The sequence below is a fragment of the Luteimonas chenhongjianii genome, assembly GCF_002327105.1.
Lineage (GTDB): Bacteria > Pseudomonadota > Gammaproteobacteria > Xanthomonadales > Xanthomonadaceae > Luteimonas > Luteimonas chenhongjianii.
Window position 1 is genome coordinate 738,809 of record NZ_CP023406.1, and the last position, 26,363, is coordinate 765,171.

Sequence of the window (26,363 nt, forward strand, 5' to 3'; positions counted from 1 at the left end):
AGATCGAACGCATGAGCCAGACCCCCTACAGCATCCTCGACGCCGACCCGGCCGCCGACGGCATGTCCGTCGAAGCCGATTACGGCCCGGCGCCGCGCCGCACCGAGTACAAGTTTTCGCACGTCACCACCGGCCGCTATCTGCCCACCCCGGGCAAGGCGCCGGGCTGGCCGTTCGCCGACATCGGCGACTGGATGATCGACGCCAATGACAGCGCGCAGGACTGGCTGGCCGAACTGCGCGACTGGCGCCAGGAGCATCTGGTACGCATCGGCTACGACGATGCGAACTATCGCCACCCCGACCTGCAGTGGGCACAGCGAAACTTCGTGCACGCGCAGATGATGGTCGAGGACCGCTATTTCTTCGATCCCGACACCGGCACCTACACCGTCGACCGCTACCTCGACGATCTGACCGCGCGTTTCGGCGGACTCGACTCGGTGCTGATCTGGTACGTGTATCCCAACATCGGCGTCGACGACCGCAACCAGTTCGACCTGGCCCACGACATGCCCGGTGGCCTCGACGGCCTGCGCCAGGCGGTGCAGGCCTTCCAGGCGCGTGGCGTGCGCGTGTTCCTGCCGGCCAAGCCCTGGGACCACGGCACCCGCGATCCGGGCGTCAGCCATTGGGAAGGTCTGGCGGAGATCGTCGTCGCGGTCGGCGCGGACGGCATCAACGGCGACACCTTCAACGGCGTGCCGCGCGCGTTCTTCGACGCCTGCCAGAAGCTCGGTCGCACCGTGGTGCTGCAGCCCGAGTCGACGATCAGTTCGGAAGAACAGCTGATCTGGAACGTGCAGAGCTGGGGCAAGAAGGCGCCGGACGGCCCGGTGCCGCCGGTGTCGAAGTGGAAGTGGCTCGAGCCGCGCCACATGGTGAACTACGAGAACCGCTGGGGCCGCGACCGCACCCACGACCTGCAGTACTGCTTCTTCAACGGCATCGGCTACAACGCCTGGGAAAACATCTGGGGCATCTGGAACCAGTTCACCCCGCGCGATGCCGAAGTGCTGCGCCGCATCGCGACGATCTATCGCCAGTTCCCCGATCTCGTCGTGTCCATGGACTGGGCCCCGTACCAGACCAGCCTGCAGCGCGGCGTGTTCATCAGCCGCTTCCCCGGCGTCGGCCGCACCCTGTGGACGGTGGTCAACCGCAATCCCTATGCGGTCGATGGCGAACAGCTCGCCGAGGCCCATGTCGCCGGCACGCGTTACTACGACGTTTGGAACGGCCGCGAACTCGCGCCGCGCATCCTCGACGGCCAGGCCATCTTCGAGCTGCCGCTCGAAGCGCGTGGCTTCGGCGCGGTGCTCGCGGTCGAGGCTGGCGTCACCGTCGACGGCCTCGACGGCTTCCTGGCCACGGTCGCCGCGCAGGCGGCCACGCCGCACGCTGCGCATTCGGCCACCTGGCGCGCACTGCCGCAGGCGCTCGTCGACGTGGCGCCGACCGCACCACGGCCCACTGCGCCCGAGGGCATGGTGACCATCCCGGCGGGCTCGTTCCTGTTCCAGGTCGGCGGCATCGAGATCGAAGGCTTCAACTGGGCCGGCGTCGACGTGCAGTACCCGTGGGAAGACAGCCCGCGTCGCCATCACCGGCGGCGCATGGATCTGGCGGCGTTCCATATCGATCGCCATCCGGTCACCAACGCGCAGTTCAAGCGGTTCATCGATGCGAGCGGTTACGCGCCGCGTGACGCGCACAACTTCCTGCGCCACTGGGTCGACGGCGCGCCACGCGCGGGCTGGGACCACAAGCCGGTGACCTGGGTCTCGCTGGAAGACGCCCGCGCCTATGCGCAGTGGGCCGGCAAGCGCCTGCCGCGCGAATGGGAATGGCAGTACGCCGCGCAGGGCCACGACGGCCGTCGCTATCCCTGGGGCAACGACTGGCACGACAGCTTCGCGCCGCGCATCAACCGCGGACGGCGCCTGCAGCCACCGGCCGATGTCGACGCACATCCGCAGGGCGCGTCGCCGTTCGGCGTCGAGGACCTGGTCGGCAATGTCTGGCAGTGGACCGACGAGTTCGTCGACGACCACACCCGCGCGGCCATCCTGCGCGGAGGCAGCAGCTACCAGCCGCAGACCTCGCACTGGTACTTCCCGCAGGCCTACCGCCTCGACCAGCACGGCAAGTACCTGTTGATGGCGCCCGCCAAGGACCGCTCGGGCACGATCGGCTTCCGCTGCGTGGTCGATGCCGGCGGAGACATGCGATGAGCGCGCCGGCAGGCCCGTCGACACGCGACGTGCAGCGCCCGCCCGCGCCTTCGCAGGTGCGCCTGGGCGGCCTGCTCGGCGAGGCGCTGGAGGCCAACCGCCGCGGCCGGCTGTCGACCTTCGTCACCGGCCCCGACAGCCCCGCGATCGCGATCTTCGACCCGGCCCACCGGGCGCACAACGACGAAGGCGACTGGTACGGCGAACACGCCGGCAAGTGGTTGTCGGCGGCCGCCAAGGCCGCCGCACGCAGCGGCGATGCCATCCTCGAAGCGCATCTGCGCGCGGTCGTGGGGTATCTCGCCGATGTCCAGGACGCCGACGGCTATCTCGGCACCTATGCCCCCGCGCGGCGCTTCATGGTGGCGCAGCCCCCGAAACCCGAAAGCTGGAACGGCGAACCGGCGCTGCGCACCTGGGACGTGTGGACGCACAGCTACCTGCTGCTCGGCCTGCTCGACGTGCACCGCGCGTTCCCGGATTCCGGCGCTCTCGAAGCTGCGCGGCGGATCGGCGCGCTGTGCTTCCGCACGTTCTGCATCGACGGCATCGACATCACCAGCGTCGGCAACCATCACGGCATGTCGGCGACGGTGCTGCTCGATCCGGTCATGGACCTGCACGCGCTCACCGGGGATGCGGACCTGCTCGACCTGGCCCGGCGCATCGTCGAACAGATGGAGGCCAATCCGCGCCTGGCGCTGGTCGAGCGCGCGCTCGAGGGCGCCGATCCCTCCGAGATCGCCACCGGCAAGGCCTATCAGCTCTGCTGGAACCTCGTCGGGCTGGCCAAGCTCGCGCGCGTCAGTGGCGATCCGCGCCATCGCCAGGTGCTCGATGCGCAGTGGCAGGCGATCGCCGCGCATCACCTGAGCCTCGGTGGCGGCCCGTTCGGCGGCATCGGCCACCGCTCGCGCGAAGTGTTCAACCCCGCGTTCGTGTTCGACCCGCAGGCGTACGTGGAAACCTGCTCGATCCTCGCCTGGCTGCAGCTCAACCGCGAACTGATGGCGATCACCGGCGATGCGCGTCATGCCGAGGAGATCGAACGCACCGCCTACAACGATCTGCTCGGCGCACAGGCGCCCAACGGCGAGGACTGGTGCTACTACTCCTATGCCAACGGCCGCCGCATCCATACCAACTACTGGCGCTGCTGCAAATCCAGCGGCGCGATGGCGATCGAGGAGCTGCAGGGCATCGCCTGGGCCGAGCGTGATGATGGGCCGGTGGTGAACCTGCTGGGGCCGGGCGAAGCGACGTTCGCACGCGCCGATGCCGGGCGCGTGCACATCGTGCAGGCCACGCGCTACCCCTTCGATGGCGCGGTGCGGTTCGAGCTCGATGTCGAACGCGAGGCGACGTTCGCGCTGCGCATCCGTGTCCCGGCCTGGGCGCAGGACGCGGCGCTGAAGGTCAACGGCGTGGCGTTCACCGGCGCGCTGGTGCCTGGCGACTACGCGTGCATCGCGCGCAGCTGGCGCAGCGGCGATGTCGTCACGCTCGACCTGCCGATGTCGCCGCGCGTGCATCGCCGCAGCTACAGCAACATCCAGGTCTCGCGTGCGCCCGACGGCAGCCCCGTCCGCCAGCAGGTGCTCAACTACCGGTGGATCGCCCTCGGCCGCGGGCCGCTGGCCTATGCGACCGGGCTCGTCGACGGCTACAAGACGGCGGAGATCGTGCGCCTGCCCGACGACGATGCACGGATCCGCATCGATACCCTGCCGCCACAGAGCGACGATTCCGCACCCGGGTTGCGCCTGCATTTCGACGACCGCCCGGCGATCGACTTCGCGCCCTACTACGGCATCGGTGCGCGCGCCGACCGCATCTGGCGCCTGACCTGGCTGGGCCTGGCGCCCGTCGACGACGGCGCCGATCCAGAGGACTGCGGAGCGCTTTGAGATGATGCCGGCGCGCAAGCAAGTTTCCGTGGCCCCAGAACATAGGACGAATGGATGGGTTGCGATGCCGCACATGCGCAGACTTCGCGCGGCCTTCGCCCCGGCCACGAAAGGATGTCGGACGACATGACAGGATCCATCTTCGACAGCGGCCGCCCCGGGCCGGCAGGCCCCCTGAGCGGCGTCCGCGTGCTCGACCTGAGCGCCTACATCGCCGGTCCCTACGGCTGCACGCTGCTGGCCGACCAGGGCGCGGACGTGATCAAGGTCGAGCCGCCCGACGGCGACAACCTGCGCAACTATCCCTCCACGCTCGCCGACGAAAGCCGCGCCTTCCTCGGCGTGAACCGCAGCAAGCGCGGCGTCACCCTGAACCTGAAGGACGATGACGACCGCGCGGTGCTGTATCGGCTCGTGCGCGAGGCCGACGTGCTGGTGCACAACTTCCGCCCCGGCGTGCCGGAGCGGCTGGCGATCGACTTCGCCACCCTGGCGGCGCTCAATCCGCGGCTGATCTATTGCGCGGTCACCGGGTACGGCGAGACCGGCCCGCTGAAGGACAAGGCCGGCTACGACCAGGTGCTGCAGACGATGACCGGCATGTGCACGCTGCAGGGCAAGCGCGGCGGGGCCCCGGAACTCATTTACGGTTCGGTGGTCGACTACTACGCCGCCGCGCTGCTCGCTGCCGGTGTGTCCTCGGCGCTGTTCGAGCGCGAGCGCAGCGGTGAAGGCCAGTTCGTCGGCGTGTCGCTGCTGCGCAGCGCGCTGACGATGCAGTCGGCGCGGATGATCTGGGCCGAGGGCGAGGCGCTCGACGTCGGCCGCGACATGCGCTCGGGTGGCGTCACCGGGCTGCATCCGACCCGCGAGGGCTGGCTGTACGTGTCGGCCAACACGCCGCGCTTCTGGCGCGCGCTGTGCACGCTGACCGGCCTGAACGCGCTGGCCGACGATCCGCGTTACGACAGCGTGCGCAAGCGGGCGCTGCACGCCGACGAGATCCTGCCGCAATTGCATGCGGCGCTGGCCACGCGCGATGCGCTGGCGTGGGAGGCGCACTTCGGCGAAGCGGTGCCGTGCGCGGCCGCGCGCGCGGTGGAGGACATGTTCGAGCACCCGCAGGTGCTGGCCGAGGAGATGGTCGCGACCATCGCCCATTCACGACTGGGCAGCTATCAGGGGGTCTCCCGTCCGATCCGCTTCGGCCGCACGCCTGGCCCCGCGCCTTTCGCCGCGCCGGGCTTCGGCGAGCACACCGACGCGATCAGGGTGGCCCTCGGCGACGCCGGGCGCGACAATAAGGGCTCCGCCTGAAGCGCGGCACGTGTCCCAACCGGAGGTCTCCATGTCTGCTCCAAGAACCGCGTCCAAACTCGCCCAGCTGCGCGAGCTCTCCGTCGTGGTCGCCGACACCGGCGACGCCGAGGCCATCGCCCGCCTGCGGCCGGTCGACTGCACGACCAATCCCACCCTCGTGCGCAAGGCGCTGGACCTGCCGATCTATGCCGATCTGGTCGATCGTGAACTCGCTCGCGCGAATGAGTTGTCCGGCGATCCCGACGCCGTCGCCCGCCAGGTCGTCGATCGGCTGACGATCGGCGTGGGCCGCAAGCTCGCCGGCCTCGTCCCCGGCCGGGTGTCGACCGAGGTCGACGCCGATCTCTCGCACGACACCGAGGCGACCATCGCCAAGGCCCGTCAGTTCATCGAGATGTACCGCGACGCCGGCGTCTCGCGCGAGCGCGTGCTGATCAAGATCGCCGCGACCTGGGAAGGCATCCGCGCCGCCAAGGAGCTGCAGCGCGAGGACATCGACTGCAACCTGACGCTGATCTTCAACCGGACCCAGGCGATCGCCTGCGCCGAAGCCGGCGTCTTCCTGATCTCGCCGTTCGTCGGCCGCATCCTCGACTGGTATGTCGCGCGCGGCGAAACGCCGGCGACCATCGACGACGATCCGGGCGTGCGTTTCGTGCGCGACGTCTATACCGAGTTCAAGCGTCGCGGTTCGCCGACCGTGGTGATGGGCGCGTCGTTCCGCACCACCGCGCAGATCGAGGCGCTCGCCGGCTGCGACCGCCTGACGATCTCGCCGGAGCTGCTCGAAGCGCTGGACAAGGAATACGGCGAGTTGCCGCGCCGGCTCTTTCCGGGCAAGGCCGACGGCGTCGGCGGCACGCCGGTCGATGCCGAGCGTTTCGCACGCGACATGGCCGCCGATCAGATGGCCACCGAGAAGCTGGAAAGCGGGATCGCCGCCTTCACCAAGGATCTGCACGCGCTGCGGGCCACCATCGCCGGGCGGTTGCAGGCCGGCTGATATGCGTGCGGGTATTCGGGCGGCCGCGCTTGCCGCCCTGTTGCCGGCACTGGCCGGCTGCGCGCTCGCCACGCGCGAGGCGCGGCTTGCCGCCGCGCCCGTGCCCGAGTCCGCGCCCGGCGTCAGCATCGGTTATCTCGATGCGCCCGCATTCGACAGCGTCGCGCTGCTGCCGGCGCCGCCCGCGCCGGGTTCGGCCGCGCAGGCCCACGACGACGCGATCGCCGCCCGCAGCCTGCCGTTGCAGGGCACCGCCCGCTGGCGCCAGGCTGCGGTCGATGCGGACCTGGACTTTCCGGCCGCCGAGCCGTTGTTCTCCTGCGCGCTCGGCGTCGAGATCGACGCGCAGCGCACGCCGCATCTGGTGCGGCTGCTGCGACGCAGCCTGGCCGACGCCGCCACCGCCGGCCGCGCGGCCAAGGACCACTGGCAGCGTGCGCGCCCGTTCGTGCGCAACGGCGCCCCGGTCTGCACCCCGCAGGACAGCGCCAAGCTGATGGCCAGTGCCGCGTATCCCTCCGGCCACGCTGCGATCGGCTGGACGTGGGCGCTGGCACTGGTCGAACTCGCGCCCGAACGCGCCGACCCGCTGCTGCAGCGCGGCCGCAGCTTCGGCGAGAGCCGCATGGTCTGCAACGTGCACTGGTACAGCGACATCGCCGCGGGTGAGCGCGTCGGCGCGGCGACCTATGCACGCCTGCAGGCATCGCCCGAGTTCCGCGCCGACCTTTCCGCCGCGCGCCGCGAGATCGTCGCGCAGCGGGCTGCGGGCGCCACGCCGCAGCACTGCGATGACGAGGCTGCCGGCCTGCGGCGCTCGCCGCTGCCGGTCGCCGACGCGCGCGAATGACCGCGCAGGTGCCCGTGCCCGATGATCCGCGCCCGCAGGCGCCGGAACCACCGCTGCCCAGCGATTGCTGCGACAGCGGTTGCGCGGTGTGCGTGCACGACAGCTACGCCGATGACCTGCAGTACTACCGCGAGCAGCTCGCGGCCTGGCGGGCGCGCCATCCCGACGCGGACTGAGCTCGCGCCCGTCGTCGGGCTGTGCCCGACGTTGGGGGGTATCATCTCGGGCCCCGGTTACCACCGCTCGCACAGGACTTTCGAACGTGGCAGTCAATCAGGAACAGCTGGACAGGATCAGGGCAGGCAAGGGCTTCATCGCCGCGCTCGACCAGAGTGGGGGCAGCACGCCCAAGGCGCTCAAGCTCTACGGCATCGAGGAGAACGAGTACGCCGACGATGCTGAGATGTTCGGCCTCGTGCACAAGATGCGCAGCCGCATCGTCACCAGCCCCGCCTTCAGCGGCGAGCGCGTGTTCGGCGCGATCCTGTTCGAGCGCACGCTCGACGACCGGTTCGACGGCCGCGACGCCGCCGAATACCTGTGGCAGGTCAAGGGCGTCGTGCCGTTCCTGAAGATCGACAAGGGCCTGGAAGACGAGGCGAACGGCGTGCAGCTGCTCAAGCCGATCCCGGGCCTGGACGCGCTGCTGGCCCGCGCCAGGGCCAAGGGCGTGTTCGGCACCAAGGAGCGTTCGGTCATCAAGCAGAACAATGCCGCCGGCATCGCCGCGGTGCTCGACCAGCAGTTCGAACTCGGCCAGCAGGTGCTTGCCGCCGGCCTGGTGCCGATCATCGAGCCCGAGGTCGACATCAAGGCCGCCGACAAGGCGGAGATCGAGACCACCCTCAAGCAGGGCCTGCTCGAGCGCCTCGACAAGGTGGACGCATCGACGCCGGTGATCCTCAAGCTCACGCTGCCGGAAGTCGACGGCTTCTTCCAGGAACTGGTCGATCACCCGAGCGTGCTGAAGGTCGTCGCGCTGTCGGGCGGCTACAGCCGCGACGACGCCAACGCGCGCCTGGCCAGGAACCCGGGCGTGGTCGCGAGCTTCAGCCGCGCACTCACCGAAGGGCTGAGCGCGCAGCAGAGCGACGACCAGTTCAACGCCGCGCTCGATACCGCGATCGAATCGATCTACCGCGCATCGATCGCCTGAGCCTCGCGCCAGGGCGGTAACAGAAGCCGGCGCACACGCGCCGGCTTTTCTTTTGGCCGATCCGCCTCGCGCACGCGCTGGATGTGCTGTCCGCAGACGGGTCGCAGGGCACCGCGATCGAATCGGGATCAGCGCGACGTGAAGCATCCGGCGTCGGCGCGTGAACGAATCGGACGCAAACGTTAGAAACGGGTTTGTTGCGACCCCTGCGTTCTCGACAACCCCTGCGAGTGCCTAAACGGCAAATCCGTGATGCCTCCGAATCCACTGCGGTTTGTCCGGTCGGCGCATAGCGTGGATCCATCGAAGCCATCGTCCCGGAGGAGTCCATAGATGTCCTATCCCACCTTCGCCGCCTACTATATGGTGCGTCGCCCCCGGTCCGCGGAGCAGGGCTCCGGCACGTCCGCCGGAGGCGCTGCCGCATTCGAGCGACGCCCCGGCCGCGCCAGCCACACGCCGGCCAAAGCCCGCGAGGATGCCGCGCATAACGCGCAGGCGAGGGACTGGCGACGCGCCGGCTGAGCCCGGCTCGCCTGCCTCGCACGGGCGCGCGCTGCATATCGGTTTCGCACATCCGGCTGCGGCGTGCTCCCTTGCAGCAAAGCCCGCGGCGACGCGCACGCGCGCGTTGGATGGCGCTTGCTATCGTGCGGCGTCCCCCACGTCACGGAATCCCCGATGAAAGCTGCGCTTCTGCTGCTTCTTGCTGTACCCGGATTTGCCTTCGCCCAGAGCCGCGACCAGGCGGGCGCCGCGCCTCAGCGCGGCTGGTCGGTCGGCGTGGCCGTTGCCGCCGCCGACAGTCCCTACGTGGGCGAAGGCGCGCGCATCCTGCCGTTCCCGATGTTCGCCTACGAGGGCGAGCGCCTGTTCCTTCGAGGGATCTCCGGTGGCGTGCATCTGATCGACACCGGCGCGTTCCAGATCGACGCGCTGGTATCGGCGCGGCTCGACGGTTTCGACATCGACGACCTGAGCGCATCGGGGCTCGCCGCGAACGGCCTCGAGGCGGTGCTGCTCGACGACCGCGACCACGGCCTCGACGCCGGCATCGGCGCGGCCTGGTCCGGCAGCTTCGGCCGCGTGCGGGTGCAGGCACTGGCCGATGTCACCGACACCAGCGGAGGCCACGACATCGGCGTCGAATACACCTACATGCTGCGCTCGGGCGCGTGGACGATCCTGCCCAGCGCCGGCGTCCGCTGGATGTCGAAGGACCTGACCAAGTACTACTTCGGCACGCAGGACGCCGAAGTCGAGCGCGGTGTGCCGCGCTACAACCCGGGCTCGGCGGTCGTGCCTTCGCTCAGCGTTGCCGCGACGCGTCCGCTTGGCGAGCGCTGGAACTTCCTCGGTGGCTTCACCTACCGCCTGCTGCCCGACGAGCTTTCCGACAGTCCGCTGCTGGAGCGCAACGCCCACGGGGTGCCGTCGATCTTTGGCGGGGTGAGTTACCGGTTCTGAGCCATGCACCCGCGCCTGGCACCGGCGCGTGTGTGCACGGCAGGGGGCACCTTGATTCCTGCCGGCCCGGGGCGCCAGCCGATGGCGGCCGGTCAGGCCTTCGCGTTCCGCACGAACGCCTCGAACGCGGCCAGCGTTTCGGGGCTGACGTGATGCTCGATGCCCTCGGCATCGCGCCGCGCGATGTCGGGCGGCACGCCGAGTGCGAGCAGGAACGATTCCACCGTCTGATGGCGGGCGCGGCTGGCGTCGGCGAGGGTCTGCCCGGCCTCGGTGAGGAACGCGCCGCGGTAGGGCTTCTGCGTCACCAGCCCGTCGCGGACCAGCCGCTGCAGCATGCGGGCGACGGTCGGCTGGGCCACGCCGAGGCGCTCGGCGATGTCGACCTGCCGCGCCTCGCCGCGGTCGGCGAGGAGGTCGGCGATCAGTTCGACGTAGTCCTCGACCAGCTCCGAGCGGCGCGCCTCGCGCACCTGGCGGAAGTTCTCCACGTGCACGCTGGCCTCGGGCAGCCCGGCCTTCGGGGCGCGGTCCGGGGCCGCATCGGCGGGCGTGGCCTTGCGAGCGGGCATCGATTCGGATCCGGCGGATGAAGCGTCATTGTCGCCCATCGCCCGCGCCGGCGTGCGGGACCGGTGCGCAGTGAGGTGCGTGCGGCTCAGCGCTTGCGGTTGATGAAGGTCAGCACCGCGCCGCAGACGAGGCCGATGCACAGCCCCAGCGCGATCCACTGCAACAACGAGAGTTCGTTCATGCGGTGCCTCCGGGCAGCGGAGCCACCTGTACGGGGCGGCCGCGCGCATCGAGCGCGATCATCACGAAACGGCCGCGCGTGCACAGTTCGCGCTCGCCGCTGAGCAGGTCTTCGGCGATCAGTTCCACTTCCACCTGCATCGAGGTGCGGCCCACTTCGACCACGCGCGCGATGATCTCGACCAGCTGGCCCTGGCGGATCGGCAGCTTGAAATCCACCTGTTCCGAACGCGCCGTCACCACGGTGCGGCGCGAGTAGCGCGAGGCGGCGATGAACGCGGCCTTGTCCATCCACGCCAGCGCGGTCCCACCGAACAGCGTGCCCATGTGATTGGTGTGATCGGGGAACACGATCTCCAGCATCCGCGCCTCGGTCTTGGGCGTGTCGGCGAGCGGGGCCATGTCAGGCGTCCGCCGTCGCGAAGTGCGCCGCCACCGCCTGCGCGATCTGCGCCGGTGCCTGGAAGCCCGGCAGGCGCGCGGCTTCGCTGCCGTCCTTGAACAGCGACAGCGTCGGCGTCTGCCGCAGGTTCAGACCGCGGAAGAAGTCCTCGCCGATCACCTCCATCTTCACCTTCAGCAGCGCGAGGCCTTCGGCATCGGCGGTCGCGGCGAACTTCGCCAGCGACATGTCGAGCATCTTGCAGCCCGGGCAATCGTCCTTGTAGTAGTCGACCAGCAGGCGCGGATGCGCGGCCAGTGCTGCGGCGTAGTCGTCAGGCGTGGAGGCGTGGAAGGTCTGCATGGGGGATGCTCTCGGTACAGGCAAGAATGGTATCGGTCCAGCGTTGGATCTTCAGGGCGTCGCGCTCGCCGTGCGGCATCTGTTCAATTTCCAGCCGCGGATAAGGCGTGCCGAAGAACGCGGCGATGCGCCGCGCCGCGCCGCAGTAATACTCCTCCCCCCACTGTGTTTCGCCCGTGCCGAACACCGCGACGCGTTCCGGCTTGCCGACCACCTCGACCAGATCGGCGATGAAGCGCTTCATCTCCGGCGGCGTGCGCCCGGCGTTGATGCTCCAGCTGCCGAGGATGTAGAGATCGTGCTCGGCGCCATCGGGGCAGGCCTGCGCAAGGTTCTGGATATCGGCATCGATCCAGGTGACGTCGTGGCCCAGCGCCTCGCACCGCGCATGGATCGCACGCGCGACATCGCGCGTGTTGCCGCTCAGCGATGTGTGGGCGAGGAGGATGCGCAAGGGGTCAGACTCGGTTTTCGATCAATGCAGACTCAGGTTGCGACAGGCGTTCCGCCAAAACCGGCTCTGACCCGGTGTCGGCAGGCGAAGCTTTGGAGGAAGTGAACCTGACCCCGTTTGTTGACCCCGTTTGTTCACAGGTGACGGCATGGCCCAGTTCTTCGCACCGCGCGTGGATCGCACGCGCGACATCGCGGGTGTTGCCGCTGAGCGATGTGTGGGTGAGGGGAGGATGCGCATGGCTTTGAAAGGGAGAGTCTCGGTGTACGAATTATTGCTGCGCAACAACTCTGGAGCCCTTCAAGGAATCCCCGTCCGAAGTCTTCAAGAAGAACTCAACTACAACTGTCTGTCGTGCGAGCTCTTCCGGTACTAACGCTTCAAGAGCCGCCTCTAAGGAATCGTTTGGCAACAGCAAGCGGTCGTAAATCCGCCTGCGGTCAAGTTTCAATTCGCCTTGAGGGAGTGTTCCATGAACTGATAAATCCACCGAAATTGGTTTTTGAGAACGGTTTTCAACCAAAACAGGAATTCGAACAACGCCGCGCTCCACTCTCGAGTTTTGAGCTTCGAGTTTGATCTGCCCGGTGGTCAGCATTCTGTACAGGTCATGGTTTGAGTAGATCGCTGAAATATGCCAGCCTTGTTGATCGGGCGGAGCTTGGGTGGCTATTCCAGCAGCGTCTTCAGTTGCCCTGATGGCTCTGGAGGCTTCTTTCGCAACCTCGGCTGCGCGAGAATTTTTCCTGTGATCAAGCCACAAAAAAAACCCCCCGAAGATCCCGACAGTGATACAGAACAAAGTAATGCCGGCGACTCGCTGCTGTGCGGTTAAGGGTACTTCTTCAAGTTTCGACGTAATGGACGCTCTAGTCTCTTTTGACAAGCAACTGACAATTTCTTGTTCTGAGAACCTCCCGTTCTCTACTTGTAAGAGAACAGAACAGTCATCTGAGCTTCCGATGCGCGGGATTAGGAGCTTGTTCTTCTGAAGGTCGGCGTCGGGGCTGCTGCTGCCTACGAGCTCGTAATGAAGCGACGGGTTCAAAACAAGCTCAATCGACTCCTCTGTTTTAAATCCTCGATTCATTACTGATATCTCGGCAATTTGACCTTTGTCAGATATGCGCGAGTGTGAAAACAGGCGAGGGACCAAGACAACAAGTCTTGGCTTCCTGATCCATCCAAGAATTCCGGCAAGCAATAGGCCAGCGAGTAAAGTTACAACTACTGTCAGTGGCTGGAAGTTCATGGGGGTTTCTCAGCTCAGTCAGAGATCATCAAACCCGTTATCAGAATTCGTCTTCTTGTACGACGCGTTCCGCATCTCGAAGAAGTCGGTCTTGGTCTCGGTGAAGTTGTCGGCGTAGGCCTTGATCCACGGCATCACGTTGTCGGTGGTGTCGGAATACAGCTTCTCGATGCCGAGCATGCCGGCCATCTTGTTGGCGCGGTACTTCACGTAGCGGACCATCTCGTCGACGTCGATGCCATCGATGCCGTCGAGCACTTCGCTGGTCCAGCGGGTCTCAAGCTGGATCGCGTGTTCGAACGCGTCGTGCACGTACTGGGTGAGCTGGTCGCCCTGCAGCGACTGGTTCTCGCCGACGATGGCGCGGATGAGTTCGCTGATGAACTTGCTGTGCGCCAGTTCGTCGCGGTTGATGAAGCTGATGATCTTGCCGGTGCCGGTCATCCGGTTCTGGCGGACCAGGTTGTAGAAGTACGCGAAGCCGGAATAGAAGTTGATGCCTTCGAGGATCGACGACTGCACCAGCGAGCGGATCAGCGTCTCGGCGGATTTTTCGCGCATGAAGTCGTTGTAGGACTCCATGATCGGCTGGTTGCGCGCGATGATCGTCGGATGCGTGCGCGCGAGTTCGAACACGCGGTTCTGGTCGGCCAGGCCGGTGATCGAGGCCAGCACGTAGCTGTAGCTCTCGTTGTGGATCACTTCCTGCTGGCCGATGATCGCGGCGTTCGCATGCGCGGCCGGGTCGGTGATGTATTCGGCGACGTTGTAGATGAAGCGCGTCTGCGGCGAATCCAGTGTGGCCAGCAGGCCGATGATCGAATCGTAGGCGTTCTTCTCGCGCGCCGAGAGCTCGCCGTACTGCTTGGCGTCGCTCTTCATGTCGACCTCGTCCGGAATCCAGAAGTTGGTCGTCAGTTCCTTGTAGGCGCGGTAGAACGACGGATACGGAATGTCGTTCCAGTTGAGGATGCCGCTGGTCCGGCCGTTGATGATGCCGGTGGAGCGGTTGGGGTGACGCGGCTCGAGGATCTTGATGCGGTCGAGCGGGGTGGCACTGAGCGTGGCGGACATGTTCGGTTTCTCGTGATTCGGTCTTTTAGCCCCTCTCCCGCACGCGGGAGAGGGGTTGGGGTGAGGGCGGGGCGCTTCGCGAAAAGCGGCCCTCATCCGCCCCTTCGGGGCACCTTCTCCCGGAGGGAGAAGGGCTTGGTCCGGCGGCGTCGGGCTACGCTGCGATCAGCTCGAACACCATTCGCATTCGGCGATGTCGATGTCGTTGGAGCGCACGTAGTACGTGGTCTTGATGCCCTCGCGCCATGCGGTCATGTGCAGCTCCAGCAGGGTGCTGGCGCGGATGGTGCTGGGCACGTAGAGGTTGAAGCTGATCGCCTGGTCGACGTGGCGCTGGCGGCGCGCGTTCTGGCGCACCGACGCGAACTGGTCGACCTTGTAGGCGCCCTTCTCGTAGTAGGGCCAGGTCTCGAGCGACAGGCCGGGGGCTGCGACCGGGCGGCGGTAGTCCTTCTTCTCCTCGTAATAGAACGCCGAGTAGATCGGATCAATCGACGCGGTGGAGCCGGCGATCTGCGCGGTGGACATGTTCGGCGCCACCGCCATCAGCCAGCCGTTGCGCATGCCGTTGACGCCGACCTGCGCGGCCAGGTCCAGCCACTGCGGGCTGTTGTAGTCGCGGTCGCGGAAGTAGGCGCCGGTGTGCCAGTCGCTGCCCTGGAAGACCGGGTAGGCGCCCTTTTCCTTGGCGAGTTCCATGCTGGCCTGCACGGTGAGGAAGTTGATGCGCTCGTAGAGCGAATCGCTGAAGTCCTCGGCGGCCTTGTCGTTCCACTGGATGCCCTTCTGCGCCAGCAGGTGGTGCCAGCCGAAGGTGCCCAGGCCGATCGCGCGGTACTTCTGGTTGGTGATCGTGGCCTGCGGCACGGGCAGCTGGTTGAGATCGATCACGTTGTCGAGCATGCGGACCTGGATCGGGATCAGGCGCTCGAGCACGTCGGTGATCAGATCGCCCTGGCCTTCCTGCGGCACGACCGCGCGGCCGAGGTTCACCGACGACAGGTTGCAGACGACGAAGTCGCCGGCCTGCTTGGTGGTGACGATCTGATTGCCGGAGATGATCTCCTGCATCATCTTCGTCGGGCTCATGTTCTGCAGGATCTCGGTGCAGAGATTCGACGAATACACGCGGCCGACATGCTTGTTCGGGTTCTTCCGGTTCACTTCGTCGCGGTAGAACATGAAGGGATTGCCGGTCTCGAGCTGCGACACCATGATCCGCTTGAAGATGTCGATCGCCTTGACGGTCTTGCGCGAGATGCGCTCGTCATTGACGACTTCCTCGTAGCGCTTGCGGAAGCTGCCGTTGGGGTCGCCCTTCTTCTCGTCGAAGAAATCCTGCAGGTACCAGCCCTTGATGCGGTGGACCTCGTGCGGGTCGAACAGGTACCAGTCGCCGCGACGCTCGACCGCTTCCATGAAGAGATCGGGGATACAGATCGAGGTGAACACGTCGTGCGCGCGCAGGCGCTGGTCGCCGTTGTTGAGCCGCAGGTCGAGGAAGTTCTCGATGTCGCGGTGCCACACGTCCAGGTACACCGCGACCGCGCCCTTGCGCTGGCCCAGCTGGTCGACCGAGACGGCGGTGTTGTTGAGCTGCTTGATCCACGGCACCACGCCGCCCGAGGAATTGGGCACGCCGCGGATGGCCGAACCGCTCGAGCGCACATAGCCCATGTACGCACCCACGCCGCCGCCGCCCTTGGAGACGCGGGCGATATCGGTGTTGGAGTCGTAGATGCCCTGCAGCGAATCGTCGACGGTGTCGATGAAGCACGACGACAGCTGGCCGCCGACCTTGCCGGCGTTCTGCAGCGTCGGCGTGGCCACGGTCATGTACAGGTTCGACAGCGCCCAGTAGGCCTCGCCGACGAGCTGCATGCGGCGCTCGCGGCCGCCGCGGGTCTCGTTCTGCATCAGGTACAGGGCGATGGTCAGCCAGCGCTCCTGCGGCAGCTCGAACACCGCGCGCGAGTGGTCGGTGGCGAGGTAGCGCGTGGCCAGCAGGTACAGGCCGTTGTAGGCGAACAGCTTGTCGCGTTCGGCGTCGATCATGCGACCGGCTTCCTGCAGCTCTTCCTTGGAATAGGCGCGCAGGATGTCGTTGGAATAGATGTTGCGGTCGGCCAGCGACTCCTGCAGGCCCACATACGAGCCGTACTTCTGCTCGGCATCGTAGAAGCGGTTGCGGCTGGCGCGCTTGTACAGGCGGTGCAGGTACAGGCGCGCGGCGAAGAATTCCCACTCCGGCGCGGTGACATCGACGCGGGCCTCGGCCTCGCGGATCAGGTGGTCGGTGAGATCGTCGGCGTTGACGGCTTCCTTGCGCTCGACGAAGCCGAACACGCTGCGCTTGTAGTCGGCGATGTCGAGCTGCGGGAACTCGGCATGGGTGCGGTCGATGCTGCGCTCCAGGCGCGCACGGTCGTACGGAATGCGGCGGTTGCCGGCTTCCTTGGTGATCCAGGTGGAAACGTCGGCATCGACGTCGGCGGTTTCGGCAATTGCGGTGTGCATGGCGGCGCTCGGGGGCGGCGGCACCGTGTCGTCGGGTTCGACGGCGGGCGCGGCGGAAGTGGGGGGCATGGCGGGGGTCTGTGCGGCGTCTGCGGCGGCCGGAGTTCCGGTCGTGATGGTGTCCTGGCTGGTCATGCGTTCTCTCTGGGTCCATTGCATTCGCGCACCACCGGCTCCGCCCGCGTCGGAACCGGCGGCTGCAGTCGAATCCAAGGGTGGTGGGGCGGCGTCGCAGGAGCCGCGATCCGACGCTTCGCGCCATCGCAGTCCGCTCCGCACCCCGCTCCCCTCGGAGCGACCACAGCCGGCACCGCGCGTCGTGCTTTCACGCGGCTGTCGGCAGGTCTTCGGACTCATGGGCGCGAAGGCAGGCCTTCTCCTCGCCCGCCGCTTCCCGGATCGCTCCAGTGCTGTTGGCGGGGTCGTTCCCAATTACCGCTGCGGGGCAGTGCCGGAGTGGCGCGAACGCGTCACCGGCTTCCCTTTTCATCCGGAATCCCCTTGGGGCCCGGAACCGACGCGGCCCAAGATAGTGGGGTCCATTGGCGGGGTCAACGCTAAATGTAGTGAACGCGCGCCGGGGCCCATCAGGACGGCGATCGTCATTCGTCAACCCCTGCGGAGGCGCTGCCGATGCAGATCGGGCTGCGCCAGGCAAGCCCCGGAGGTCCGCATTTCACCCCGGCGAAGGCCCGGCCGGACACCTGCGGCCAGCGTGGTCAGTCGCGCTGCGCGACCATCCACGCGCGCAGCGCCGGGTCGTCCATGCCGGCGACGATCTCGTGGAAGGTCCGCGGCTGTTCGTCCTGGCCCAGCTTGAACGTCGCCCGCGCCTGCTCGACGTGCGCGTGGAAGGCGATGATGTGCTGGCGCTTGCGGGGATACTCCGGGCCCATCCGCTCGGGCGTCCAGGGCTCGGGATTGCCCGCCTCGAGCGTCGCCGCCAGCGTTTCGAGCGCATGGGCGTTCTCGTCGGGCACGAATTCGATGCGGACCGCAAAACGTGCGACGGCGTAGTTCCAGGTCGGCCCCCATCTGGGATCGCTGACCAGGCGCGGCGGGATGTAGCCATCGGGCCCGTTGAACAGCAGCAGTGCACGCGGGTCGGCCCGCAGCGCGTCCACCTGCGGATTGGCCCGGGCGAAGTGGCCGAGGAAGGACACGATGCGGCCACCGTCGTCGAGCTCCGGCAGCAAGGGCAGCGGCGTCGCATCGAGCGGCTCCATCGCGCCGCCATGGCCAATCACCCAGGCCAGCGGATACGCGCGCACCAGGGCCAGCACGTCGGCATGGCTGCGCGGGTCGAACGGGCTGCTCATGCTGCGGCCCCGGTGCCGGCCGGCACGGAGGCGGGGCCCGGGGTCGGTGTCGCAGCGAAGGCATTGGAGGTCGCGTCGCCGGCTGGGCGCGCCAGGCCGGCGTGCGCCCGCGGGCGCGGTGCAGGGTGCCCGGCTGCCCGCGGATCGCGATGGCCGGATCCGCGGCAAGGCGAGGACTTCCTGCGAATGGTCATGGCGGACTTCCCAAGCCGGGCTCCGACGGATCGTAGCGACGCGGGGTTCGCGCCCGCATCAAGCCTGCGCCTCGCTTGCCCGCGGCAAGCGTTCGCCGGGTCTCGCGGGCGGCGCGTTCCGCCAGCGCACGCAGTGCGCAGCGCTGCGCGGATGGCGTCGCGGCGGGCGCAGCCCGGCCCGCGATCGGCGCGATGGGGTTGGCCGGGCCCGTTCGCGCCGCAGGCGCTCAGGCCCGATGTTCGCGCTGCAGGTACTCGGCGCTGCGCATCTCGATCAGACGCGAGGCGGTGCGCTCGAACGCGCCGGCCAGCCGCTCGCCGGAATACAGCTGTGGCGGCTCGGCATCGGCGGTGCAGACCAGGTTGACGTTGCGGTCGTAGAGCTCGTCGATCAGGGTGACGAAGCGGCGCGCAGCGTCGTCGCGGCTGGCGTCCATGCGCGGGATGCCGCCGAGCAGCACGGTATGGAATTCGGTGGCGATCTGGATGTAGTCGCTGGCGCCGCGCGGGCCTTCGCACAGGGCATCGAAATCGAACCAGGCCATGCCCGGCGAGCGGGCACGCACGCAGATGCGGCGGCCATCGATCTCGACGCCTGCATCGCGGTGCTCGTCGTCACCGCCGAGCTCGTGCCAGCGCGTGTCGAGCCAGGCCTCGGCGTCCGCATCGAGCGGGGTGCGGTAGACCGGCGAGCGGGTCAGTGCGCGCATGCGGTAGTCGGTATCACTCTGCAGGTACACCACGTGGGTGTGGCGCTGCAGCAGGTCGATCGCCGGCAGGAAGCGCACGCGCTGCAGGCCATCCTTGTACAGATCCTTCGGATCGACGTTGGAGCTGGTCACCAGCACGATGCCGTCGGCGAACATCCGGTCGAGCAGGCGCGCGAGCAGCATCGCATCGCCGATGTCGCTGACGAAGAACTCGTCGAGCACCAGTACGCGCAAGCCCGCGTCGCGCCAGCCGCGCACGATCGCCGCCAGCGGATCACGCTCGCCGGCATGGCTGCGCAGCGCGTCGTGGACTTCGCGCATGAAGCGGTGGAAATGCGTGCGTCGCTTGCGGCCGAGTTTCGGATCGGCAGGGGCGTGGCGGAGATCGCGATGCCGCGTCGGCGCGCCGCCGGGTGCACCCGCGCCGGCGACGGCGTCCATCGGTTCGTGGCCCTCCCCGACAGGCCGTGACGGAAGTACGTGCCCCGCATCGCCGGGAACGGGGGCGCCAGGCGCCGTGGATGCGGCGTCATCCTGCGAAGGCCCGCTCGCGCCGATGGGGGGCTGCGACGCGCTGGAGCTGCCGTGCGTGCGCAGGACCTCGAGGGGCAGGCCGTCGTGGAACAGGTCGATCATGAAGGTCTTGCCGCGCCCCACGCCGCCCCACAGGTACAGGCCGGCAGGGGCCTGCGGCGTCTGCGCACCCAGCAGGCGGCCGAGCAGGCCACGTCGCGCGGGCGCCTCGATCAGCGCGGCATGCAGGCGGTCGAGTTCGACCAGCGCCGGCTGTTGCGCGGGATCGGCCTGCCAGTCGCCGCGTGCGACACCGGCCGCGTAGCGCTCGCTCGGCGCCGCCGCCGCGCTCATGCCGGCATCGCCGCGGTCGCGCTGCGCGCCGCGGCCGTGGACCCGCGCCGCATCAAGCCGCGGCCCGCGGCAGGTAGGCGCGCACGCCGTGTTTCACCGCCCCGCGCAGGTCGATCAGCTTGCGATGGAAGAAGTGGCTGGTGTCGGGCATGCGCACCACTTCGGCCTGCGCCCCGCGATCCTCGAGCCACTGGTAGACGGCTTCGGGGTCGACGATCTCGTCGGCATCGCCCTGGATCACCAGCCACGGGCACTGCGGCAGCACGATGGAATCGAAATCCCAGCGACCGGCCGGCGGCGCGATCGAGATCAGCAGGTCGGGCTGCAGGGCATCGCTGGCGCGCAGGGTCACATAGGCGCCGAAACTGAAGCCGGCCAGCCACAGCGCATGACCGGGACGCTCGCGGCGCACCCAGTCGACGACTGCGGCGAGATCGTCGGTTTCGCCATCGCCGCGGTCGAAGCTGCCGGCGGAGGCACCGGTACCACGGAAGTTGAAGCGCACTGTGGTCGCGCCGAGTTCGCGCAGCGACCGCGCGACCATCGTGACGACCTTGTTGTGCATCGTGCCGCCCTCGGTGGGCAGCGGGTGACAGATCACGGCGACCAGCGGCAGGGCGGTGACGTCGGCGTCGGGCAGATCGATGATCGCCTCGAGGTCGCCGACGGGACCGGGCAACACGATGGGGCCGGAAGTCGTGGGGAATGTGGGGGACATCATGTGCCGATGATACCGGGGCCGCCGCGACGGGGCAGTGGCCGGCAGCGGCCTTCGCCCACCGAAGCGGCGCCTTCCCGGGGTGCAGGCAGGGCGGATGCGGGCGAAGGCCGCGCGCGCCCCGGATCAGGCGCGAGGGGGAAACCGTGCGTTCTGCCCGTCACCGACTTGCCGCGCCGTCGGATCATCGGCCGGCCTGCCACGGGCGGAAGATCCGAGGCTCAGCGCCCGCGCAGTCGCAGCCCCACCACCAGCGGGTCGTGGTCGGAACTGCGCCAGGGGCCGGCCGCTTCCCGGTCGCGCATGTCGTCGGGTTCGTCGGCGTTGCTGTGCCACTTGGCGGCCCCGGCGACGCGCGCCGCCAGCGACGGGCCCAGCAGCAGATGGTCGAGGCGTCCGGCCTGGCCGTCGAACACGAAGCTGTAGTGCGCGTCGCCATCGCGACCCGCGAACGGGTCGCGCCAGCCGGCGTCGGTGAACACGCGTACCGGATCTTCCATGCCGTAGGCATTGAAGTCACCCACGATCGCGACGCGGTCGCCGGTGCCGGTCGGCGCGCCGGCGAGCCAGTCGCGCAGACGCCGCGCGGAGTCGACCCGGGCCGCGTTCCAGCACGCCTGGCCGTCGCCCTGGTCGCGGTCGGCGCCGTCGGCGTTGCCGCACCCCTTGGATTTGAAATGCACGGCGACCACGGTGAAGTCGGGGCCGTCCACGCGGCCGTCGCGGAGCGGCACGAAGGCCTGCGCCAGTGGCGCCCGGCTCAGCGTCTCGAACGGGCCGCCGCCGAGCGTGGCTGGCGCGCGCTGCGGTCGCACCCGGCTCTGGCGATAGATGAGCCCGACCCGGATCGCATCGCTGCCGGGGCCTTCACCGGCATCGACGAAGCGCCAGTCGCGCGCCGGTCCTTCGGCGTTGAGCGCATCGACCAGCTGGGCGATGCTCGAATGCGCGTCGAAGCCGTCGTTCTCGAGTTCCATCAGCGCGGCAATGTCGGCATCCAGCGCGGCGATCGTCGCCACCAGTCCCTTGAGCTGCCGGGCCAGCGCTTCGGGCGAGCGCGCGCCGCGCGGGGTGGGGAAGCCGCCGCCGCGGCCATCGCCGTTGAACAGGTTTTCCAGATTGAAGGCGGCGATCCGGACATCGCCGTCGACCACCGGCGCCGGCGGCCGCGACGCGGGCTGCGGCTGCAGCGGTGCGGTCAGCTGGAGACGCCAGGCGCCATGGCGATGGTCGACGATGCCTTCGACGCCGGTCAGCACGCTGCCGGTGCGCAGTGCCTGCGCGGTCTCGGGCAGATACCAGAGCCGGCCGTCGGGCGGTGCGTCTTCGCGGCCGTCGTCGAGCAGCACCCGACGGCTGGCGTTGGCGGCGGCGACGCGCGCGGCATCGGTCCCGGGCCGCGCACGCTCGGTCGGCGTGAACAGGCGGCCATCGAAGCTCGCGGCCAGCGTGCCGCGGCGGTCGCGCTCGTGCTGGCCGGTCAGCGTCAATGGCGCGTCGATCCGGACCCAGGTACCGCTCAGCGCGGACCAGTCGGCGGGCGGGGCGTCCAGGCGCAGCGGCGCGATCGCGGGCGCCGGCGTCGGCAGCACGGTCACCTGCTGCGCGCGCAGCGCCGTCGTGCCTTCGCGCTGGCCGGTCACGCGCACGTGCGCGCCGACCTCGGGAAACGCGTCCCCGGCGGGTCCCTGCACGAACACCGCGTCGGGCGTCGCCGGATCGCCGTCGCCGGCGTCCTGCACGAACCAGCCGCCGAGTGCGTCGAAGCGTGCGGTGACCCGGCCCTGGACGGTCACCGGCGCATCCTGCGGCGCCATCGCCAGGCTGCCGATCGGCAGCGCGGAATCGGCGCCCGGCGCGCCGGTGCGGCAGGCGACGAGCAGGGCGCAGGCGAGCAGCGCGGTGGCGGGACGGATCATCGGCGGGGGACTCCAGCGGCCGTGGAAGGCCGGATGCGAAAACGCCGCCCGGGGGCGGCGTCTGGCGGGTACGGGACCCGACCGGCTTACTTGATGTTCTCGATCATCCAGTCGACGACGGCGTGCATCTGCTCGTCGTTGAGCGCCGGGTTGCCGCCGCGAGCCGGCATGACGCCCGCCTCGCCGGTGAACCCTTCGATCGAGTGGCGGTAGAGCGTTTCGGTGCCCTGGGCCAGGCGGCTGTCCCAGTGCTGGTGGTCGAGCGTCGGCGCGCCACCGGCGCCGGAGGTGTGACAGCCCGCGCACAGGTTCTGGTAGATGACCGAGCCGTCGAGCGTGCCGCCATAGGCCACTTGCGCTGCGGCAGCCGCAGCAGCCGCGGCGGTGGCGGCCGCCTGCGAGGCGGCGCCGGTTGCGCCGGCATAGACCGCACCGACTGGCGCGATGCGCGCTTCGGTCCGCTTGGCCGCGCCTGGCGGAACTTCCGCAGGCAGGGAGTTGTGCAGGAACCAGGCTCCGATGATCAGACCCAGCGTCACGACGGTCAGGAACAGCAGGACCATCGAAAAGCGCTTGAGGAATTCGAGATCGTAATTACGCACGAAACACCCTTGGCGGCATGGCCCTCGGCCACAGCTGCGCCCGAGTATACGGGCAGGGTTTCAAGAATGCTGCGTTCGCGCCGGACGCGGGCACGGGCGCCAGGCGCGCTGCCGATGCGCCTGCAGCGACGTGCGCCCGCTTCGCGGATCGCGCGTCATCCGGACCATCGCGCACGGCAGGCGCGGGCGCGGGGCGACCCCCTGCGCCCGCTCGGCGGTTGCCGGCGCACCGTGCGCGCGGCGCCGGTACGGCCGGACTCACATGCCCGCGTAGTTGGGGCCGCCCCCGCCCTGCGGCGCCACCCAGACGATGTTCTGGGTGGGATCCTTGATGTCGCAGGTCTTGCAGTGCACGCAGTTCTGCGCATTGATCCGCAGGAACGGGCCGTCCGGGCCGTCGAGATATTCGTAGACCGCGGCCGGGCAGTAACGCGCCTCGGGTCCGGCATAGATCGCCAGGTTCACGTCGACCGGCACCGAGGGATCCTTGAGCGTCAGGTGCGGCGGCTGGTCCTCGTCGTGGTTGGTGCTCGAGAGGTACACCGAACTCAGGCGATCGAAGGTCAGCACCCCGTCGGGCTTGGGGTAGTCGATCTTCGTGTGCTGGGCGGCCGGTTCCAGGCACGCGTGGTCGGGGCGGTCGCGGTGGATCGTCCACGGCGGCACGCGCATGCCGAGTCTGGGCAGCAGCCACTGCTCGACGCCGGTCATCAGCGTCGCCGTCGTGCGGCCCTTCTTGAACCACTGCTTGAAATTCTTGGCCTGCGCCAGTTCGGCATGCAGCCAGCTGGCCTCGAAGGCCGCCGGATACGCGGACAGTTCGTCGGCGCTGCGGCCCTCGCCCAGCGCGGCGAACGCGGCCTCGGCCGCGAGCATGCCGGTCTTGATCGCGGCGTGGCTGCCCTTGATGCGGCTGGCGTTGAGCGTGCCGGCCTCGCAGCCGACGAAGGCACCGCCGGGGAAGACCAGCTTGGGAATCGACAGCAGCCCGCCGGCCGTGATCGAGCGCGCGCCATAGCCGATGCGCTTGCCGCCTTCGAGATACTTGCGGATCGCCGGGTGGGTCTTGAAGCGCTGGAACTCCTCGAACGGGCTCAGCCACGGGTTCCTGTAGTCGAGCCCGACGACGAGACCGATCGCGACCTTGCCGTCCTCGGCGTGGTAGACGAACGAGCCGCCGTAGGTATCGTCGGTGAGCGGCCAGCCGGCGGTGTGCACGACAAGACCGGGTTCGTGTTTCGCCGGATCGACCTGCCACAGCTCCTTGATGCCGATGCCGTAGCTCTGCGGGTCACGACCCTCGTCGAGTGCGAACTTCGCGATCAGTTCGCGGCCCAGCTGGCCGCGCGAGCCTTCGGCGAAGATCGTGTACCTGGCCAGCAGTTCCATGCCCAGCTGGAACTCGGCGGTCGGCTGGCCGTCCTTGCCGATCCCGAGGTTGCCGGTGGCGACGCCGCGCACCACGCCCGCATCGGTGTAGAGCACTTCGGCAGCAGCGAAGCCCGGGAAGATCTCGACCCCGAGGCCTTCCGCCTGCGCGGCCAGCCAGCGCGTCAGCGCGCCGAGGCTGATGATGTAGTTGCCGTGGTTCTTGAAGCAGTCGGGCAGGAAGAAATCCGGCGTGGACTTCGCCCCGGTCTCGTCGAGGAACAGGAACTCGTCGCGGGTGACCGCCTGCTTGAGGGGCGCACCCTTCTCCTTCCAGTCCGGGATCAGTTCGCTCAGCGCACGCGGGTCGATGATCGCGCCCGAGAGGATGTGCGCGCCCGGCTCGGAGCCTTTCTCCAGCACGCAGACCGAGACTTCGCGGCCGGCCTCGGCGGCCAGCTGTTTCAGGCGGATGGCGGTCGCCAGGCCGCCGGGTCCGGCGCCCACGACGACGACGTCGTACTCCATCGATTCGCGTGGGCCGTGGGTGTCGAGCAGTGTCTGGGGAGTCGTCATCGTTGCCTTGCGCGGTGCACGCGGGTACGGGTGTGCGGAGGTGAGTATCGCAACCGGAGTGCGATGGATGCGTGCCTGGTCGGTCGCGGAAAGATCAGCGCGGCCGTGTCGGCATCGGAAACGGCGTGATCACGGCCTCGCCGGAGGCAGCGTCGCGGATCGCGGATTGCCGCTTCTTCTCCACTTCCTCCACGCGCAGCACGCTCTGCATCGGCAGGTGCAGCGTCCGTGTCTCGCCGAACTCGGCCTGCAGGCGTTCTTCGGTCGGATCGACCACGAGGCCCTCGTGCACGTCGAACACCAGCTCGGAGACTTCGACGAACCCCCACAGCCGGCCGCTTTCGACGTGACGTGCGTAGAGTTCGTAGACCTTGCCGTGGTTGAGGAAGGTGATCTTGTAGAGCGGCTTGCCTGTCATGCGGCAATTATAGAACGCGCGCTCAGTAACCCTTGAGCCGGCGCAGCCGCTGCCCGATCGCGCGGCGCGAGACCAGCGCGAACACCACGCCGAACAGCAGCCCGGCCAGATGCGCGGTCCAGGCGACGGCGCCGAAGGCCGGGCCGATGTAGGCGAAGATCACCTGCAGGCCTGCCCACAGCCCGATCAGCAGCGAGGCCGGCGCACGCACGAATTCCAGGAACAGTCCCAGTGGCACCACCACGCCCAGGCGCGCGCGTGGAAACAGCGCGAGGTAGGCGCCGATCAGCGCCGAGACCGCGCCGCTCGCGCCGATGATCAGGCGGTCGGGCGTGCCGATCGCCAGCACCGCCGACAGGTTCGCCAGCGCGCCCCCGACAACGAACAGCACCAGCAACCGCCACGCGCCCATCAGCCGTTCGGCGGGAAGGCCGAAGATCAACAGGAACACCAGATTGCCGAGCAGGTGGGTCCAGTCCGCGTGCAGGAACAACGCGGTCACCAGTCTCAGCCAGGGTCCGGGCTCCACCCAGTTCGCCAGCAGCCCGTCGGTCCCGACCGGACCGCCGTACAGCGCACCCCAGTCGAGCAGCAGCGTGTAGTGCTCATTGGCTGAACGCGTACTCGCCCACAGGAACGCCAGCCACAGCAGCGCGCACAGCATCGGCACCGCCCAGCGGAGCGGCGTGCGGGCGCGACGGTTGGGGATCGAAACGAACATCTGCGGCCATTGTCGGGGTCCACGCAGCCGCCGGTAAAGCGCGCCGGTAGAGGGCATCGACGATGCCGCAATGCAGCAAGACGTCCGCACGGGACAGTACGGTATAGTGCGCCCGCGACGCAGTTCGGGAGGGGAATTCCGACAGGGTGGCGTTGACGGAGGGGGCCCCGTCCGCGCTGGGCGAAGCACACGACAACAACCTGTTTGGGAGAGAACGAG

The 26,363-nt window shown here is 68.5% G+C and carries 24 protein-coding genes, 1 pseudogene and 1 riboswitch; of the genes and pseudogenes, 9 read left to right on the forward strand and 16 right to left on the reverse strand.

The annotated features are described in order from the left end of the window. Nucleotides 1–11: 11 nt before the first annotated feature. The 9 genes from CNR27_RS03345 to CNR27_RS03380 all read left to right on the forward strand — a co-directional run bounded on the left by CNR27_RS03345 (nucleotide 12) and on the right by CNR27_RS03380 (nucleotide 9,937). The gene (locus tag CNR27_RS03345; protein ID WP_245815739.1) at nucleotides 12–2,234 is read left to right on the forward strand and encodes a formylglycine-generating enzyme family protein; all 2,223 of its coding nucleotides are present in this window, start codon (nucleotides 12–14) and stop codon (nucleotides 2,232–2,234) included. Further along, nucleotides 2,231–4,141, forward strand: a complete 1,911-nt coding sequence (locus CNR27_RS03350; protein WP_096296933.1) for a glycoside hydrolase family 127 protein — start codon at nucleotides 2,231–2,233, stop codon at nucleotides 4,139–4,141. The genes CNR27_RS03345 and CNR27_RS03350 overlap by 4 nt, the downstream gene beginning before the upstream one ends. A gap of 126 nt (nucleotides 4,142–4,267) precedes the next feature. Continuing rightward, the gene (locus CNR27_RS03355; RefSeq protein WP_199730895.1) at nucleotides 4,268–5,458 is read left to right on the forward strand and encodes a CaiB/BaiF CoA transferase family protein; all 1,191 of its coding nucleotides are present in this window, start codon (nucleotides 4,268–4,270) and stop codon (nucleotides 5,456–5,458) included. A gap of 31 nt (nucleotides 5,459–5,489) precedes the next feature. Then, nucleotides 5,490–6,464, forward strand: a complete 975-nt coding sequence (locus CNR27_RS03360; RefSeq protein ID WP_096296934.1) for a transaldolase — start codon at nucleotides 5,490–5,492, stop codon at nucleotides 6,462–6,464. A 1-nt stretch (nucleotide 6,465) separates the two neighbouring features. Further along, the gene (locus CNR27_RS03365; protein ID WP_096296935.1) at nucleotides 6,466–7,314 is read left to right on the forward strand and encodes an acid phosphatase; all 849 of its coding nucleotides are present in this window, start codon (nucleotides 6,466–6,468) and stop codon (nucleotides 7,312–7,314) included. Beyond that, a complete protein-coding gene (locus CNR27_RS03370; protein WP_096296936.1) occupies nucleotides 7,311–7,490 on the forward strand; it encodes an oxidoreductase-like domain-containing protein in 180 nt (59 codons plus the stop codon). The genes CNR27_RS03365 and CNR27_RS03370 overlap by 4 nt, the downstream gene beginning before the upstream one ends. An 86-nt stretch (nucleotides 7,491–7,576) precedes the next feature. After that, nucleotides 7,577–8,470: a fructose bisphosphate aldolase gene (locus CNR27_RS03375; RefSeq protein WP_096296937.1), complete on the forward strand. Its 894-nt coding sequence runs from the start codon at nucleotides 7,577–7,579 to the stop codon at nucleotides 8,468–8,470. 333 nt (nucleotides 8,471–8,803) lie between these two features. Beyond that, nucleotides 8,804–8,995, forward strand: a complete 192-nt coding sequence (locus CNR27_RS15150; protein ID WP_157745240.1) for a hypothetical protein — start codon at nucleotides 8,804–8,806, stop codon at nucleotides 8,993–8,995. 156 nt (nucleotides 8,996–9,151) lie between these two features. Further along, entirely contained in the window at nucleotides 9,152–9,937 is a 786-nt protein-coding gene (locus CNR27_RS03380) for a MipA/OmpV family protein (RefSeq protein ID WP_096296938.1), read from the forward strand. 92 nt (nucleotides 9,938–10,029) lie between these two features. Here the strand turns inward: CNR27_RS03380 and mntR are convergent, their stop codons facing one another. From mntR to CNR27_RS03450, 16 genes and pseudogenes are all read right to left on the reverse strand, one after another. Continuing rightward, on the reverse strand, nucleotides 10,030–10,509 hold the full coding sequence (gene mntR / locus CNR27_RS03385) for a manganese-binding transcriptional regulator MntR (RefSeq protein ID WP_096300232.1): 480 nt from the start codon (nucleotides 10,507–10,509) through the stop codon (nucleotides 10,030–10,032). Nucleotides 10,510–10,687: 178 nt separating this feature from the next. After that, entirely contained in the window at nucleotides 10,688–11,092 is a 405-nt protein-coding gene (locus CNR27_RS03390; protein WP_096296939.1) for an acyl-CoA thioesterase, read from the reverse strand. A 1-nt stretch (nucleotide 11,093) separates the two neighbouring features. After that, a complete protein-coding gene (locus CNR27_RS03395) occupies nucleotides 11,094–11,435 on the reverse strand; it encodes a thioredoxin family protein (protein WP_096296940.1) in 342 nt (113 codons plus the stop codon). Next, nucleotides 11,407–11,889: a flavodoxin gene (locus tag CNR27_RS03400; RefSeq protein WP_096296941.1), complete on the reverse strand. Its 483-nt coding sequence runs from the start codon at nucleotides 11,887–11,889 to the stop codon at nucleotides 11,407–11,409. Before CNR27_RS03400 ends, CNR27_RS03395 begins: the two co-directional genes overlap by 29 nt. Before the next feature lie 139 nt (nucleotides 11,890–12,028). Next, nucleotides 12,029–12,115 (reverse strand): annotated as a pseudogene (locus tag CNR27_RS15155) (flavodoxin); the annotation flags it as partial. A gap of 45 nt (nucleotides 12,116–12,160) precedes the next feature. Then, a complete protein-coding gene (locus CNR27_RS15160; RefSeq protein ID WP_157745242.1) occupies nucleotides 12,161–13,141 on the reverse strand; it encodes a hypothetical protein in 981 nt (326 codons plus the stop codon). Between the two features lie 18 nt (nucleotides 13,142–13,159). After that, on the reverse strand, nucleotides 13,160–14,215 hold the full coding sequence (locus CNR27_RS03405) for a ribonucleotide-diphosphate reductase subunit beta (RefSeq protein ID WP_096296942.1): 1,056 nt from the start codon (nucleotides 14,213–14,215) through the stop codon (nucleotides 13,160–13,162). Nucleotides 14,216–14,380: 165 nt separating this feature from the next. After that, a complete protein-coding gene (locus CNR27_RS03410; protein ID WP_245815740.1) occupies nucleotides 14,381–16,801 on the reverse strand; it encodes a ribonucleoside-diphosphate reductase subunit alpha in 2,421 nt (806 codons plus the stop codon). Nucleotides 16,802–17,053: 252 nt separating this feature from the next. Then, nucleotides 17,054–17,266: riboswitch (cobalamin riboswitch) on the reverse strand. Nucleotides 17,267–17,451: 185 nt separating this feature from the next. Continuing rightward, nucleotides 17,452–18,051 (reverse strand): FMN-binding negative transcriptional regulator, encoded by a 600-nt coding sequence (locus tag CNR27_RS03415; protein ID WP_096296944.1) that lies wholly within the window; start codon nucleotides 18,049–18,051, stop codon nucleotides 17,452–17,454. 421 nt (nucleotides 18,052–18,472) lie between these two features. Further along, nucleotides 18,473–19,822: a cell division protein ZapE gene (gene zapE / locus CNR27_RS03420; protein WP_245815741.1), complete on the reverse strand. Its 1,350-nt coding sequence runs from the start codon at nucleotides 19,820–19,822 to the stop codon at nucleotides 18,473–18,475. 52 nt (nucleotides 19,823–19,874) lie between these two features. Beyond that, complete coding sequence (locus CNR27_RS03425; protein WP_096296945.1) at nucleotides 19,875–20,543, reverse strand: alpha/beta hydrolase; 669 nt, start codon at nucleotides 20,541–20,543, stop codon at nucleotides 19,875–19,877. Between the two features lie 218 nt (nucleotides 20,544–20,761). Further along, nucleotides 20,762–22,459, reverse strand: a complete 1,698-nt coding sequence (locus tag CNR27_RS03430) for an ExeM/NucH family extracellular endonuclease (protein ID WP_096296946.1) — start codon at nucleotides 22,457–22,459, stop codon at nucleotides 20,762–20,764. An 86-nt stretch (nucleotides 22,460–22,545) separates the two neighbouring features. Then, nucleotides 22,546–23,061, reverse strand: coding sequence for a c-type cytochrome (locus tag CNR27_RS03435; protein ID WP_096296947.1), 516 nt, complete (start codon nucleotides 23,059–23,061; stop codon nucleotides 22,546–22,548). A 258-nt stretch (nucleotides 23,062–23,319) separates the two neighbouring features. Next, nucleotides 23,320–25,005 carry an electron transfer flavoprotein-ubiquinone oxidoreductase gene (locus CNR27_RS03440; RefSeq protein WP_096296948.1) on the reverse strand — a complete coding sequence of 562 codons (1,686 nt, stop codon included), beginning with the start codon at nucleotides 25,003–25,005 and terminating at the stop codon, nucleotides 23,320–23,322. 94 nt (nucleotides 25,006–25,099) lie between these two features. Next, complete coding sequence (locus CNR27_RS03445) at nucleotides 25,100–25,423, reverse strand: DUF1820 family protein (RefSeq protein WP_096296949.1); 324 nt, start codon at nucleotides 25,421–25,423, stop codon at nucleotides 25,100–25,102. A gap of 22 nt (nucleotides 25,424–25,445) precedes the next feature. Further along, the gene (locus CNR27_RS03450) at nucleotides 25,446–26,144 is read right to left on the reverse strand and encodes a rhomboid family intramembrane serine protease (protein WP_096296950.1); all 699 of its coding nucleotides are present in this window, start codon (nucleotides 26,142–26,144) and stop codon (nucleotides 25,446–25,448) included. Nucleotides 26,145–26,363: the final 219 nt, after the last annotated feature.